Annotated in this window: 13 protein-coding genes; 3 read left to right on the plus strand and 10 right to left on the minus strand. The window is 42.9% G+C overall.

The window, feature by feature from the left end:
• Nucleotides 1-129: 129 nt before the first annotated feature.
• The gene (locus tag LF822_RS05215) at nucleotides 130-1323 is read right to left on the minus strand and encodes a dicarboxylate/amino acid:cation symporter (protein WP_253922881.1); all 1194 of its coding nucleotides are present in this window, start codon (nucleotides 1321-1323) and stop codon (nucleotides 130-132) included.
• A 283-nt stretch (nucleotides 1324-1606) separates the two neighbouring features.
• On the opposite strand from LF822_RS05215, the gene LF822_RS23025 reads away from it, so the two are divergent.
• Nucleotides 1607-2095, plus strand: a complete 489-nt coding sequence (locus tag LF822_RS23025; RefSeq protein ID WP_371925831.1) for a 3D domain-containing protein — start codon at nucleotides 1607-1609, stop codon at nucleotides 2093-2095.
• Nucleotides 2096-2132: 37 nt separating this feature from the next.
• Here the strand turns inward: LF822_RS23025 and LF822_RS05225 are convergent, their stop codons facing one another.
• On the minus strand, nucleotides 2133-2372 hold the full coding sequence (locus LF822_RS05225; protein ID WP_253922882.1) for a hypothetical protein: 240 nt from the start codon (nucleotides 2370-2372) through the stop codon (nucleotides 2133-2135).
• A 197-nt stretch (nucleotides 2373-2569) separates the two neighbouring features.
• Here LF822_RS05225 and LF822_RS05230 point away from each other — a divergent pair, with 197 nt between their 5' ends.
• Nucleotides 2570-3814, plus strand: a complete 1245-nt coding sequence (locus tag LF822_RS05230) for a YeeE/YedE family protein (protein WP_253922883.1) — start codon at nucleotides 2570-2572, stop codon at nucleotides 3812-3814.
• An 87-nt stretch (nucleotides 3815-3901) separates the two neighbouring features.
• On the opposite strand, the gene LF822_RS05235 is transcribed toward LF822_RS05230, so the two are convergent.
• From LF822_RS05235 to LF822_RS05250, 4 genes are read right to left on the minus strand one after another with little or no spacing between them, the layout of a single operon-like run.
• Complete coding sequence (locus LF822_RS05235; protein WP_253922884.1) at nucleotides 3902-4297, minus strand: secondary thiamine-phosphate synthase enzyme YjbQ; 396 nt, start codon at nucleotides 4295-4297, stop codon at nucleotides 3902-3904.
• Nucleotides 4298-4315: 18 nt separating this feature from the next.
• Nucleotides 4316-5275: a diaminopimelate epimerase gene (gene dapF, locus LF822_RS05240; RefSeq protein ID WP_253922885.1), complete on the minus strand. Its 960-nt coding sequence runs from the start codon at nucleotides 5273-5275 to the stop codon at nucleotides 4316-4318.
• Between the two features lie 53 nt (nucleotides 5276-5328).
• The gene (locus LF822_RS05245) at nucleotides 5329-7356 is read right to left on the minus strand and encodes an iron ABC transporter permease (RefSeq protein WP_253923473.1); all 2028 of its coding nucleotides are present in this window, start codon (nucleotides 7354-7356) and stop codon (nucleotides 5329-5331) included.
• A gap of 16 nt (nucleotides 7357-7372) precedes the next feature.
• Nucleotides 7373-8374 carry an ABC transporter substrate-binding protein gene (locus LF822_RS05250; protein ID WP_253922886.1) on the minus strand — a complete coding sequence of 334 codons (1002 nt, stop codon included), beginning with the start codon at nucleotides 8372-8374 and terminating at the stop codon, nucleotides 7373-7375.
• Nucleotides 8375-8658: 284 nt separating this feature from the next.
• Between LF822_RS05250 and desB the strand changes: the two genes are divergently transcribed.
• Nucleotides 8659-9708 carry a Delta(10) desaturase DesB gene (gene desB / locus LF822_RS05255; RefSeq protein ID WP_253922887.1) on the plus strand — a complete coding sequence of 350 codons (1050 nt, stop codon included), beginning with the start codon at nucleotides 8659-8661 and terminating at the stop codon, nucleotides 9706-9708.
• A 273-nt stretch (nucleotides 9709-9981) separates the two neighbouring features.
• Here desB and ilvA read toward each other — a convergent pair whose 3' ends face one another.
• Genes ilvA through leuB form a run of 4 tightly spaced genes read right to left on the minus strand, consistent with a single transcriptional unit; the run spans nucleotide 9982 to nucleotide 14129 of the window.
• Nucleotides 9982-10995, minus strand: a complete 1014-nt coding sequence (gene ilvA, locus LF822_RS05260) for a threonine ammonia-lyase (RefSeq protein WP_253923474.1) — start codon at nucleotides 10993-10995, stop codon at nucleotides 9982-9984.
• Nucleotides 10992-11579 carry a 3-isopropylmalate dehydratase small subunit gene (leuD, locus tag LF822_RS05265; protein WP_253922888.1) on the minus strand — a complete coding sequence of 196 codons (588 nt, stop codon included), beginning with the start codon at nucleotides 11577-11579 and terminating at the stop codon, nucleotides 10992-10994. The genes ilvA and leuD overlap by 4 nt, the downstream gene beginning before the upstream one ends.
• A gap of 3 nt (nucleotides 11580-11582) precedes the next feature.
• A complete protein-coding gene (gene leuC, locus LF822_RS05270; protein ID WP_253922889.1) occupies nucleotides 11583-13001 on the minus strand; it encodes a 3-isopropylmalate dehydratase large subunit in 1419 nt (472 codons plus the stop codon).
• Between the two features lie 21 nt (nucleotides 13002-13022).
• On the minus strand, nucleotides 13023-14129 hold the full coding sequence (gene leuB, locus LF822_RS05275; protein ID WP_253922890.1) for a 3-isopropylmalate dehydrogenase: 1107 nt from the start codon (nucleotides 14127-14129) through the stop codon (nucleotides 13023-13025).
• Nucleotides 14130-14132: the final 3 nt, after the last annotated feature.

The following is a 14132-nucleotide window of genomic DNA, read 5'->3' on the forward strand; positions in this document are numbered from 1 at the left end:
AGAAGGAACAAAATGCTTCGCGTCCAAAACGAAAAACCTGCTGTGGAAAAAAACGAGCTAATAAAGGATCTTAATACAAATTTAAAGGCCGCACTTATTATGAGTGCGGCCTTTCTCGTGTGTGTAATTTTATCCTGCTTGATTACTTTTAACTGTGTCCGGCTCTTTGTCTTTTCCAATCAGCCGGTTTGCAATGGTAGTAATGGCGCCATCTCCTGTAACATTTGTCGCTGTACCAAAACTATCCTGAGCTAAATATAATGCGATCATAAGTGAAACCATGACAGAACTGAACCCAAGCATGCTTTCCAATAATCCAACAGCCGCCATCACAGCCCCGCCAGGTACTCCCGGAGCAGCAATCATCGTGACTCCCAGCATGAGAATAAAAGGAAACACATCCATGAAGCTGCTCACCTGACCCTGCATGTAAAGCACAGCCATGGCACAGCTCGTTATAGTAATCGTACTCCCAGCCAGATGAACATTCGCTAATAAAGGTACAGAGAAATCAGCCACTTTTTCCTTTACCCCAATGGATTTTGTTTGTTTAAGGGTAACAGGAATCGTTGCCGCTGACGACTGTGTGCCGAGAGCAGTAAAGTAAGCCGGAGACAGCTTTTTCAATAACGTCAAGGGATTAGCCTGGTGAAGAGAGCCGGCGATGCAGTATACCGCGACTAGATAAAGCAGATGCAGAATAATAATCATTACAAAAACTTTAGCAAAAACATTAAGGATAGTCGCAACTTGTCCAGCATAAGCCATGTTGGCAAAAATCCCAAAAATATGAAATGGAAGCAGCGGAATAATGATGTTCTCAATCACCTTATGAATGATCGAACGAAATTCCGACATTACAGAGTATAAAGTATCTCCTTTGACGGAAGTCATTCCTACTCCTAATAAAAAAGACAAAATTAATGCAGCCATAACATCCATGACCGGTGTCATATCTACTGTAAATGAAGCTTCTATTAAAGACTCTTCAGGATTCTCCAATTCGCCAGCGTTTTGCCGGCTCAAAATCACTGGATATAAACCACGGGCCGCCAGGTAAGCGGCAATTCCTGCCAATATAGTTGACAAATAAGCAAGCCCCGCCGTCATCCCGAGCATTTTACCTGCACCTTTACCAATTGAAGCTATACCAGGAGCGATAAATCCAATAATAATCAGCGGAATCACAAAGCTTAAGAAATTATCGAATACTCCAGTAAAGGTAGCAAATAATTCAATGACGCCTTCTGGAACAAAAGAACCCGCAAAAATACCTAAAATAATAGCTGAAATAATTCTAACAAGCAAAGGTATTCGATTCATTTTCTCTCTTCCTTCCTCAGTTCTGTTTAATCAATTAAAGTAATACAGAAATAATCTTTAACAACATTAACGCATCCTATCAGCTTTGTGAAGGAAAAATTCTTATGAAAGCCCTTTACTGATTAATAAATTTTTTCCAATAGTACGCTTAAATAATAGAAGAGACTTTTTGATTATTTTTTCGTCATGCAAATGTAACACTTTTGTAGTGCTTTTGTATTTGTTTCACTGCAGTTTCCCCTGTTATACTCCTAAGAGTAGATTAAGAAAGGGGTCAAAAGTCTTGAAAAAAGCAGTTATCCTTTTATCATTTATTTCCTTATATACTTTTGCCATTATTGGATTTAATCCCGATACATCACAAGCTGACGAAAATAATGAAGCAGTAAAAGCAATCACTTTAGGTGAGAAAACAGCAGACCACAAAAGGTTTGCAAATGTGGAAGATGAAGAGACAAACAATAAATCGGAAGATATTGAAAAAACAGTGAAGGTGGAAGCCACTGCCTACACCGCGTTTTGTGAAGGGTGCAGCGGAATTACTAAAACCGGTCTCGACTTAAGAGAGGATCCAGAACAAAAAGTAATTGCCGTGGATCCAGAAGTCATCCCGCTGGGCTCTAAAGTTCGTGTGCCAGGGTATGGGGAAGCCATTGCCGGAGATACGGGAGGAGCGATTCAAGGTCACCGGATTGATCTATTTATGGAAGAAAACGGAGATGCCATGGATTACGGCAGGAAGCAAATCGAAGTTGAAATTATAGAATCATAAGAAAAGGTCAGTCCGTTGATAAGGACTGACCTTTTTTCTATTCTCTTGAAAACCGGGTGCGGTAAGCCCGCTTATCCAGATAAAAGCTTTCTACACTTGAAGTGTGGACGGCAACACCTTCCTCGAGGAACCACCAATCGCCCCGGTCAAGCTGTTTAACAATAAACTCCATTGTTTCGCGCTCATCCATCTCTTCACTTAAATCAAGATCATGAGTTACGACACGTTTACTGTCGAGTAAAAAAATGACATGCCATTCCTTTTTCTTTGCTCCCATTATTATCACCTTCCTTTATGTAGTCGTAATTTTCAATTCCCTGTTTAATTGTGGACTAACCTTACAATTTTAAATTTGTTTCAACTTTTATAGTTTGTCATTTATCATGAGCTCTATGTATTTACAAATTCTAAAAAATACTTTATCATATACAAAGCTAAAACTTAGTAACCCCATAGGAATTAGGAGGGAATCAAATGGCACAGTCAGCTCAGATTAAAGATTTAAACCAACGTGCTTCTACTGTTGTAAGCAAGCTTGATCCAGTACAAAAGCCATTTGTCTGGCTTGGAATTATAGCTTCAATCATATTATTTATATCCATTATAAGTGCAACTACTTTTACTCAAGGGATATTGTTCATAATAGGTATAGCCTTTGGACTAGCCCTGTTACATGCCCGGTTCGGTTTTACTTCTGCCTTCAGACGCTTATTATCAGTTGGTAATGTTCAAGGGCTGCAGGCTCACATGATTATGCTGGCCGTTGCTTCAGTCCTTTTTGCCGTGATTTTTGCAGCAGACTTTAGTTTTACAGGGGCTGCCCCGAGTGGAAATGTATCTCCAGTCGGTATTAGTATCCTGGTAGGTTCATTCTTGTTCGGTATCGGTATGCAGCTGGGGTCAGGTTGTGCTTCAGGAACGCTTTACAGTGTAGGCGGCGGTAAATCTTCCATGATTATAACACTGATCAGCTTTATCGCAGGCTCTGTTATTGGAGCGTATCACATCGGATTTTGGCAGGATACTCCTGCGCTTCCGCCTATTTCCTTAACAGAATCCACTGGGTTAGGCAACTTTGGCGGCCTGATTGTACAGCTTTTTATCTTTGCAGGAATATATGCTCTCACCCTCAAATTTGCCCGTAAAAAGAACCCGCCTCAAATGGCACCATTAAAAACTACCACAGGGCTGAAAAGAATCTGGCGGGGTTCATGGCCGCTTATTACTGCCGCCATAGTGTTAGCCGTTCTTAATGCAATTACATTAGCTGTAAAAGGAAGTCCGTGGGGGATCACCTCGGCTTTTGCATTATGGGGGTCTAAATTTATTCAATTATTTGGAATTGATGTAGCAAGCTGGCAGTATTGGCAGGACGACAGTGCTCCATTAACTGAAACTGTACTTGCTGACGGTACCAGCGTTATGAACTTTGGTATTCTTTTAGGTGCATTTATTGCTGCAGCATTCCAGGGTAACTTTAAACCAGGTCGAATCAAACCTGGTATTGCAGCGGCTTCTGTAATAGGCGGCCTTCTTATGGGATACGGTGCTCGACTGGCTTATGGCTGTAATATCGGAGCATACTTCAGCGGCATTGCATCTTTCAGCCTTCATGGCTGGGTATGGATGATCATGGCTCTCGGCGGGTCCTTCCTCGCTTTATATATGCGTCCAATATTTGGTTTATCTAATCCAAATCCTAAAGATTCAATGTGCTAAGAAGTATAAGTTTAGAACCAGGTTATTTAAATACCTCAGTAAACGAAAATAAGCGCCGGGCACAATGTGTCCGGCGCTTATTTTCGTTTAGATCATTTTTACATGAATCTTTCGTGAACGGGGGCCATCAAACTCACAGAAATATATGCCCTGCCACGTTCCAAGTACTAATTCACCATCTTCAATAATTATCGTTTGAGCATGACCGACGGTGCTGGTCTTCATGTGAGCGGCTGTATTGCCTTCCATGTGGCGGTCTTCCGGATGGTCCCATGGAAACAGTTCACGAAATCTGCGGAGCATATCTGTTTTCACATCAGGATCTGCATTCTCATTCACCGTAATCCCAGCTGTCGTATGTGCTGAAGATACGACCACAACACCGTTCTTCACTCCTTGTTCTTTAATCCAGCTCATGATCTGATCTGTAACATCAATCATTTCGTCATGATGGTTCGTCTTAACGGGTAACGTTGTAAACATAAGTCATCTCCTTTGTCGTTACACTTGAGAAGCTGCATAGTCTTTTAACTTTTCATAAACATCAATTTCATGCTGGTGGGTTGTGGACGTAATCCACTCCCATTGTTTTTCATCAAGATCAATATCTACGGATGCAGTATATACATTTGTTGCATTCCCCCTCAGCTGAATCGTATAACGTCGATCTGCTTTTTCTACAACACAATTTACAAGTCCGCCTTTATTAATAACAACGATCGGAACATCAATCTCATTCTGTCCTAATATAGTGGAGACAAGGGTGGAAGCTGACATCGCTGTACCGCAGGCATTTGTTAATCCGACACCCCGCTCATATGTCTGCACAAATATTTTATTTTTTTCAAGGATCTGGACGAAGCTGACGTTTACCCCTCTAGGAAAAACAGCAGGGAGCTGGTTAGCTTTCTTTCCAACTGCCTCCAGCAGTTCTTGATCCACTTCGTCAACAATTGTGACAATATGCGGGTTAGGTACGCTTAAGGCTGTAAATGTAAGACTATTAGATAGTTCAGGAATAACTTCATCAAGTGCTTCACTTTTTTCAAAGTTCATCGGCAGAGATTCTACTTCAAATGAAACAGGCTCAATGGCTACTGAAAAGGTTGCAATCCCCGAGTGAATCTCTTCTACCTGTTCGACTGCCAATACAGCTTTCTCTGTTTCAATGTTCACCTTAGACTCTTCTACTTGTTCAATAACGTGACGGGCCACACAGCGCAGCCCATTTCCGCACATCTCTGCTTCTGTACCATCTGAATTAAACATCCTCATTCTTGCCTTTGCGGCTTCACTCTTCATCACAAACAGGATGCCGTCTGATCCTACTCCTTCTGCACGATTACATAATAATATTGATAGATCTCTTCGTTCATCTTCGGAAAAGCTATAATTGTTGTTAATTTCATCAATTAAGATAAAATCATTTCCGGATCCATGACATTTAATAAATTCGATCATGTTTTCTTTCTCCCCCAGTTTTTTTTAACACCATCATAGCATATTCTATAAAATTATACAGAACGCCGCTTCATCAGCCATAGAAAATAAGGCGCACCGATGAGAGCTACGAGTATACCTGAAGGAATTTCATTTGGAGCGAGCAGCGTACGACTGAACAAATCAGCTACGACTAATAGAAAACCTCCAATAAGCATAGTGACAGGCAGCAGCTTCTGATTTGCGCTCCCAACGAGCAGTCTCGAAAAGTGAGGAGCAATGAGTCCGACAAATCCAATTGAACCCACTGCTGCTACGCTGCAGGCAGCAAGCAGTGTAGCTAATAGAGCCATCTGAAACCGTACAGAAATCACACCGAGCCCTAACCCTTTCGCTGCATCATCCCCTAAAGAAAGCACATCTAAATTCTTAATATGCACTGCCAGGAGAGGAATGAATAACAAGACTGGCCAAAGGAGGAATTTAAGAATTTCTGACCAGCCTTTGGCATAAGTGGTGCCAGACAGCCACGTAAGTGCGGATGCCACTCCTAGTTCTGCCTGCACCACCATGATCTGAATAAAGGCAGATCCAAATGCAGAAACCCCAATCCCAAGCAGTGCTAACGTCGTCGGATGGAATTCAGCTTTTGCCCCTAACGCCATGATTATGATAAAGAAAACGAACGCTCCAATCATAGCACCAATCGGCACCCAGAAGGTGGAGACACTAAAGAAGTAAATGGTCGTTAATGCCCCGACCCCGGCTCCAGAAGTAATTCCTATAACGGACGGGTCAGCTAATGGGTTTCTAAGCACACCTTGAAAGATGAGTCCGCTCACAGCCAATACCGCTCCAGCTAAAAGAGCTACTAGAGAACGTGGTAAACGGAGCTCTAAAATATAGTTACGCATAAACTCATTTGTTAGTCCCATTAATGCCTCATACGTAGCAATAGGTTCGAATCCATAATTTCCAGAGGACATACTGACAGCAACGGTAATTATAATGACGAACAGCATGATAGGGATAAATTTTTTCAACGGTAGATTTAACGCTGATCTCCCCGCCATTACCGATCCCGTTTCCTTTGAGTTCCCCTCCTGCTTCATACGTAATACAAGCCAGATCAGCCAGGGCGAACCGACTAACGCTGTAATAGCCCCTACTGGAAGCTCTGAGAATGAAGGATCAATGATTCTGGCCATAACATCAGCAAATAACAGTACATTCGCTCCCCATATAAACGAACCCGTGATCAGAAGTTTATGTGTGCGGTATCCTATAAGCTTCACAATATGAGGCGCGACAAGTCCTACAAATCCAATCGGTCCGACAACACTGACCGTAACAGATGTTAAAAGAACAGCAGCTAAGAGGGTAATAAGTTTAACGGACCGTACATTTTGTCCAAGGGCAGAAGCTACCTCATCCCCCAATGTTAAAGTATCCAGCTTCCTTGAATAAATCATCAGAATCAGGAAGGACGCCGCTATGAAAGGGAGTGAGAATTGCACGCCACCCCAGTCATTTTGAACAAGAGTACCTGACCCCCATAAGAATAAACCTTGTGTTTCATTTTCATAAAAAATCTGCAGTAAAGATGTAAGAGATGAAAACAAGAAAGTGACAATCATCCCAGCGAGTACCATACGAACCGGCGTGGCGTCACCAGCCCCGGAAAGAACATATACAAATAAAAATGTTAGTAAACCTCCAGCAAAAGCAGTAATAACACCATTGGCTGCCATCGCAAAAGGAAAGAATATAGTGGTTACAATCACGGCAAAGTATGTTCCTGAATGAATCCCAAGCGTACTTGCTGAAGAAAGCGGATTTCTTGTAACCGTCTGCAGGATCACCCCTGAGACCGCCAGCCCTCCCCCGGCAAGAATCCCCATAACAGCACGGGGAAGACGCATGACGCGTACCGTGTGATGCTCTATCGTATCCATCGGATTAATAATCGATTGGACAACTGTTGACAGGGGAAGCGAAACATTCCCTTGATTAATATGTATAAAAATCAACAAACATAATAAGACGCTCCCACCTCCAAAGGTGAGAGCTCCTATTAGAAATTTTTTAAAAGCTGCATTCATCACGTTTCACGACCTTTTACTCGTCCTCATCTTCCTTTTCAACAATCGAATCAACAACTTGTTCAGCTAAAACTTCTGCAGATAGAGGTCCTCCAAATGTCCACGTACTTCCAGGCATTTGATACAAACGATCCTCCTGAACAAAATCCAAATCTTCCCAGACAGGATTTCCATCTAATTCTTCGTTAAAGATATTATCTTCATCCTGTACTATATAGAAAAAGTTAGAATCTTGATAGTTTTGAAGAGATTCGACAGTTGTTTCAGTGTAACCATATAATTCCAGTTCTTCAGACTCATAATCATTATTCATACCTAGTTCATCCATGACGTTTGCTACCATTGAATTATCGGTAAATAAACGGAGGGTCGGTGTATTTTGAGCAGTAAAAGCCTGAGTCATTACATAGTTCATATCTTCTTGACCAGCTTCTTCTAAACGGGCTCTCTGATCTTCAAAAGTCTGCTCCATGTCGTTTACAGCCTCGTCCGCTTCCTCTTCACGATCTACTGCTTCTGCAATTGTATCAAACTCATCAAGCATACTGTCAAACTGGTTCTCTGCACTCTCCTCAGAATAAGGTGCAAACATTAAAGTGGGTGCAATTTCTTCTAGATCTTCAGCAATTTCTTCATGCCGGAAATCCACACCGATTATTAAATCTGGCTCCAGTCGGGAAATAGCTTCCAGACTTGGTTCTTGACGGGTTCCTACATCCTCAACCTCTTCACTAAACGGCTGACCTACGTCAACCCAATCCCCATATGAATCCAGGTCTGCAACTCCTGAAGGCTCCATGCCTAGTGCTTGTAACTCTTCAGCGTAAGACCATTCAAGGACAACTACATTTTCCGGGGTTCCCTCAATTGTCTTTTCGCCGGTTGCATCCTCAACTGTGACAGAACGCGATTCTTCACCGGAAGAATCTCCCTCTCCGGATTCTTCTTCATTTTCACCACTGCAGGCTGCTAATAACGCCGTAAATAAAATAAGTACTAATAAGAAAAACTTCTTCATCTATTCTCTCCCTTTCTTTTAATTTGTGGATTCTTTATAATTTCGTTTTATTATGTACACTATATAAAGAAACAAACCACTCAAATGATAAAGGTTCTCACTCGTAACTTTTATGATACTTATCAACCGACCAAATGTCAATGAAAACTTTTCTCAATTAGATGGTATACTACTTAATATTAATACCTGGTAATAAATCTCCATTGACTTCACTAATGTGGGGTTGCTACCATGAACATAGAAAGACATTTGCAAGCTCTAGGATATAATGGAAGGAGATCATTATGGAAGACTTACATTCATACGGTTGGTACGCTAAGCGTGTGGCTAAATATATGCCCAAAGGTGTTTTTAAACCCGTTCCTAAACGGTTATGGGGCGGACTTGCTTACTTAACTATAGTAGTAGTTGGTTTACTGTTAATCAGCCTGCTGGACTGGCACCCTTTATTTTATTTACCAATTTCCATAGTTCTCGGAGCGAGCTTTGCCGGTATGGGTTTCTTAGGGCACGAAATTCTTCACGGTACTGTTGTAAAGAAGGCTTGGATTCGTGATCTGCTAGGCGCTGTTGCTTTCTGGCCTCTTAGTACAGGCCCTAAACTATGGCGGAAGTGGCATAACCTTAACCACCATATTCACACCCAGCATGAAGAGAATGACCCTGATTCATGGCCGACTCTTGAACGATTAGCCAAGTCCAGGTTTTTCCGGTGGGTTTACAGGCTGCCTATGTTTATACGCTCTTTTTTTGCGTTTGCATCGCTTGCTGTACAGTTCACGGCCCACTCCTTAAAAATGTTTTTTGCCTATATAAAGGATTTCAAACCGAAGAAGCAGCCTGAAGTTTGGCTTCAGATGATTCTTCCATGGGCAAGCTGGATTGGACTTTTACTTCTCATTGGATGGGAGAAGTGGCTTTTTGCCTTCTTTATTCCATTATTGATTGCGAACTTAATTGTCATGGGATATATATCGACGAATCACCGTTTAAACCCGCTGGTTCCGGTGAATGATCCACTGGCAAATAGTTTAACTGTCACCGTACCTAAGTGGGTGGATTATATTCACTTTAATTTTTCACACCATACCGAGCACCACCTTTTTCCCGGAATGAGCTCCAAGCACTACCCCCTGGTGAAACAGAAAATTAAAGAACTTTGGCCGGAACGTTATCATGAAATGCCTATGAGTCAGGCTTTGCTTGCATTATGGAAAACACCTAGAGTATATTTCGACAACCGGGAACTGGTTGATCCGAATCAAGGTCACTTATATGGTTCACTTGGTAACGGATTAGACGTAGAAAATGTAGACTATAAAAAAATGAAATAATGGCGGCACTCCTCTTATCCCCAGTTAGCTGATGGATAAGAGGAGTTTCTTTATGTCCATTAAGCTGCTTCATAACCCGCAGCCAAGTTGTAAGCATTGTGATTGACAAGCAGCAAAATGTCTTGAGAAAATATGTGTTCCCTTTCACATAGACGTGAGGGGCGATGCCGCATTTTCAAAGCAAATTTATTCACAGTACACTGCTTATAAATACCTGGTGGACTGAAAAAAAGAACGTCAACCGTTTCAGATTGACGTTCCATTCCTCATTTCTTATACCATTACCATTCTTTTTGTTAATGCTAGCTGTTGAACGTGTGGCAGTCTGGAAACATCCATGTTTCCTCCACTAACGACAACACCGCATTTCTTCCCGGCTAAAGCTGGCTTCTGGGCTAAAACAGCTGCAAGCGCAGTAGCCCCTGCCCCTTCCACGAGAGTCTTCTCACGTTCGAGCAGCTTTAAGATCGAATTTGCAATTTGCTGCTCTTCCACAGTCACAATTTCATCGACGTATTTCCGGATATAATGGAAAGTCTTCGTCCCATGCTGCTTAACTGCAATTCCATCAGCAATCGTTGACACAGAAGTCAGTTTCTTCGGACCACATTTATAAAACGAGTTATAAGTGGAAGGTGCTTTCTCTGATTGTACACCTACGACTTTAATGTCCGGTTTTAACTGCTTGGCTGCATAAGCAATACCAGCAATGAGACCTCCGCCGCCAATCGGGACGACCAACGTATCAAGATCGGGCTGTTCCTGCAGCATTTCTACCGCTACAGTAGCCTGCCCGGCCATGACATCTACATCATCAAATGGATGAATAAATGTGGCGCCGCAGCGTTTTTGCTCTTCCATCGCAGCGGCATACGCTTCTTGAAAAGATTCTCCGGTCAGGATCGTTTTCGCTCCATAAGCTTCTGTTGCATGTACTTTAGCTTGAGGGGTCCCCTCCGGCATAAAGATTTGAGCAGGAATGCCCCGCTTTGCTGCAGCAAGTGCTACACCTTGAGCATGGTTTCCTGCCGAGGCAGCAATGACTCCGCATTCGGCTTCTTCATTCGTCAGCTGGGAGACTTTAAAAGAAGCTCCTCTAACTTTAAATGCACCTGTCTTCTGCTGATTCTCCATCTTCAGATACACCTGCTGACCCGTGTACTGATTAAATGTTTCAGAGGTTTTAAACGGTGTTTGATGAACCACATCGTTTAATTGTTCTTTGGCTTCAAAGACTTTAGCTAGCGTTAAGAAATTCCCAACGTCTTCACTCCTTGTTTTAATTATTTGGCTTTCTCTGTTTCATACTGATCAATGGCGTCAGCATAATTCAACGTAACAGATATTTCGTCCCAGCCATTTAACAACATATCTTTATGATAAGGTTGAATATCAAATGCTGATACTAAACCATGATCACTTTTTATTTGTTGATTGACGAGATCAACACTGAGAGTTACTTTTTCATCCTTTGCCCGTTCCAGAAGATGATTTACTTCATGTCGAGGCAGCATAATCGGAAGAATACCATTTTTAAAGCAGTTATTATAAAAAATATCTGCAAAGCTGGTTGCGATGACAACTTTAAATCCGAAATCCTGAATCGCCCAGGGTGCGTGTTCCCTGGAAGATCCGCACCCGAAATTCTCACCACCTACCAGAACAGTTGCATCCTTATACATCGGATTGTTCAAGGAGAAATCATCCCGCTTTGAACCATCATCGTTAAAACGCCAGTTATAAAATAGAAACTGGCCAAATCCCTGACGTTCAATTCGTTTTAGAAATTGCTTTGGTATAATTTGATCGGTATCTACATTTGATCGATCAAGCGGGTAAATCAACCCAGTATGCTGTTTAATAGGTTCCATCGATTACCCTCCTACTGTCGCGCCAAATTTTCTTACATCTACAAAGGACCCTTCAAGCGCTGCTGCTGCCGCCATTTCAGGACTCACCAGATGTGTTCGTGCTCCATTACCCTGCCTGCCTTCAAAGTTTCGGTTGGAAGTAGAAGCACAACGTTCACCTGGTGGGACAATGTCATCGTTCATGGCCAGACACATACTGCAGCCTGCTTCTCTCCATTCGAACCCTGCTGTAAGGAAAATCGTATCCAGACCTTCAGCTTCTGCCTGCTGTTTCACGGAGAATGAACCTGGTACTACCATGGCTCTTACTCCTTCGTGAACCTTACCGCCTTTAACTATCTCAGCCGCTTTGCGCAGGTCACTGATTCTTGAGTTAGTACAAGACCCGATAAAAACATGTTCAATTGGAATCGATTGAATATCTTGATTAGGCTCCAGTCCCATATAATCAAGCGCCCTTTGGATGCTGTCCTGCTCCTGCGCATCTTCAAGGACTGATGGATCCGGAGTAGCTGCACCTACTGGAACACATTGAGATGGATTTGTACCCCATGTCACTTGTGGCTCTATTTCTGAAGCATTAATCTCAACAGCAGCATCATATTCAGCACCCGGATCAGTGGCAAGAGAAAGCCATTCCTGAGCCACAGCTTCAAATTCTTCACCTTTAGGAACGTGACGTTTACCTCTTAAATATTCCACCGTAGTTTCGTCCGGGCTGATCAGGCCGGCCCGTGCTCCTGCTTCAATGGACATATTACATATAGTCATACGCTCTTCCATGGAAAGCTTGCGGATCGCCTCACCAGTATATTCCACGACATAGCCTGTTCCAAAACGAACACCAAACTTAGCGATGATCGCCAAAATTAAGTCTTTGGCAGTGACGCCAGTTCCAAGCTCTCCATCCACATTTACCTTGAGAGTTTTCGGTGTTGCCTGCCATAATGACTGAGTAGCAAGTACGTGCTCGACCTCACTCGTACCAATTCCAAAGGCCAGCGCACCGAATGCTCCGTGAGTGGACGTGTGGCTGTCGCCGCAGACAATTGTTTTTCCTGGTTGAGTAAGCCCAAGCTGAGGTCCAATGATGTGGACGATCCCCTGGTCTGGGTGATTGATGTCAGCTAAACGAATGCCGAATTCATCGCAGTTTTCCTTAAGTGTATCCATCTGTTTTTTAGAGATTTGATCTTTAATGATGTGTCGGTGCAATGTCGGCACATTGTGATCCATTGTTGCGTACGTACGATCAGGACGACGCACTTTGCGATTTTTCATTCGCAGTCCTTCAAACGCTTGAGGGGAAGTTACTTCGTGCACCAGGTGCAAATCGATATAAATTAACTCAGGCTTTCCCTCTTCTTGATGAATGACGTGCTGATCCCAAATTTTTTCAACGATCGTTTTAGGTCGCCCCATAATGGTCTCTCCTTTCTTCGTTTATGCGTAACACCTCATAATATTTTCAGTCGTATCATTTGAAGTCATCTGCTCTGATACCTTCTTCGCAAGTTCGCTTCCGCTTACTTGTGTACCACCTTCAACCTTCAAGTCTGCTGTGTGGTATTTTTCGTTGAGAACCGCATGAACTGCTGCTTCAATTTCATCTGCTTCTACATTCATGTTAAAGGAATAGCGCAGCATCATTGCTGCTGACAGTATGGCAGCCAGCGGGTTTGCTTTATCTTCACCAGCGATATCAGGCGCGGAGCCATGAACAGGCTCATACAGGCCTAAACCGTCCTGGCGGATACTGGCTGATGGCAGCATGCCTAGTGAACCAGTAAGAACAGATGCTTCATCACTTAAAATATCTCCGAACATATTTTCAGTAACAATAACGTCAAAATATCCAGGGTTTGTCACGAGCTTCATAGCTGCTGCATCAACAAGCATATGCTCTACTTCTACATCAGGATAATTCTCCTTCTTCTCCTCCACTACTTCACGCCACATCCGGCTTGACTCAAGTACATTTGCTTTATCTACTGAAGTCAGTTTACTGCGGCGTACTTGAGCGCTTTGAAACGCCTGATCTATAATTCTTTCCATTTCGTGTCTTGAGTAAGCAAGGGTATCCACCACGTCCTGCCCGTTGTTACGGCGTTCTCTTGGTTCACCAAAATACAGACCGCCCGTAAGTTCCCGGACAATTAATAGGTCACTTCCGGCTACGACCTCTGCCTTTAATGGAGAAGCATGCAGTAAAGCGTCAAAACCTTTTACTGGACGAAGGTTAGCAAACAGCCCCAGCTGTTTACGAATGCCGAGCAATCCTTTTTCCGGACGCATGTGACCGGGCAGATTATCCCATTTTGGTCCTCCTACAGCTCCTAGTAAAATGCCGTCTGCCTTTTTACAGGCTGCTACAGTATTCTCCGGTAGAGGGGTGCCATGGTTATCAATGGCAGAGCCACCAATGTCTTGAGTTTCAAAAGTAAAGCTGTGACTAAATTGAGCAGCTGTGGTTTCCAGCACGCCTTTTGCTGCCTTTGTTACTTCTGGACCAATGCCATCGCCAGGCAGTATTACGATATGTTTTTCCATACC

Source organism: Halobacillus sp. A5 (genome assembly GCF_024189315.1).
GTDB lineage: Bacteria > Bacillota > Bacilli > Bacillales > Halobacillaceae > Halobacillus_A.

Bases quoted from the DNA above. Each gene is read 5' to 3' on its own strand.
- LF822_RS05230 (WP_253922883.1), top strand. From the start codon at position 2,570: ATGGCACAGTCAGCTCAGATTAAAGATTTAAACCAACGTGCTTCTACT.
- leuB (WP_253922890.1), bottom strand. From the start codon at position 14,129: ATGGAAAAACATATCGTAATACTGCCTGGCGATGGCATTGGTCCAGAA.
- LF822_RS05245 (WP_253923473.1), bottom strand. From the start codon at position 7,356: ATGAATGCAGCTTTTAAAAAATTTCTAATAGGAGCTCTCACCTTTGGA.
- dapF (WP_253922885.1), bottom strand. From the start codon at position 5,275: ATGATCGAATTTATTAAATGTCATGGATCCGGAAATGATTTTATCTTA.
- leuD (WP_253922888.1), bottom strand. From the start codon at position 11,579: ATGGAACCTATTAAACAGCATACTGGGTTGATTTACCCGCTTGATCGA.
- LF822_RS05235 (WP_253922884.1), bottom strand. From the start codon at position 4,297: ATGTTTACAACGTTACCCGTTAAGACGAACCATCATGACGAAATGATT.
- LF822_RS05225 (WP_253922882.1), bottom strand. From the start codon at position 2,372: ATGGGAGCAAAGAAAAAGGAATGGCATGTCATTTTTTTACTCGACAGT.
- LF822_RS05215 (WP_253922881.1), bottom strand. From the start codon at position 1,323: ATGAATCGAATACCTTTGCTTGTTAGAATTATTTCAGCTATTATTTTA.
- desB (WP_253922887.1), top strand. From the start codon at position 8,659: ATGGAAGACTTACATTCATACGGTTGGTACGCTAAGCGTGTGGCTAAA.
- LF822_RS05250 (WP_253922886.1), bottom strand. From the start codon at position 8,374: ATGAAGAAGTTTTTCTTATTAGTACTTATTTTATTTACGGCGTTATTA.
- leuC (WP_253922889.1), bottom strand. From the start codon at position 13,001: ATGGGGCGACCTAAAACGATCGTTGAAAAAATTTGGGATCAGCACGTC.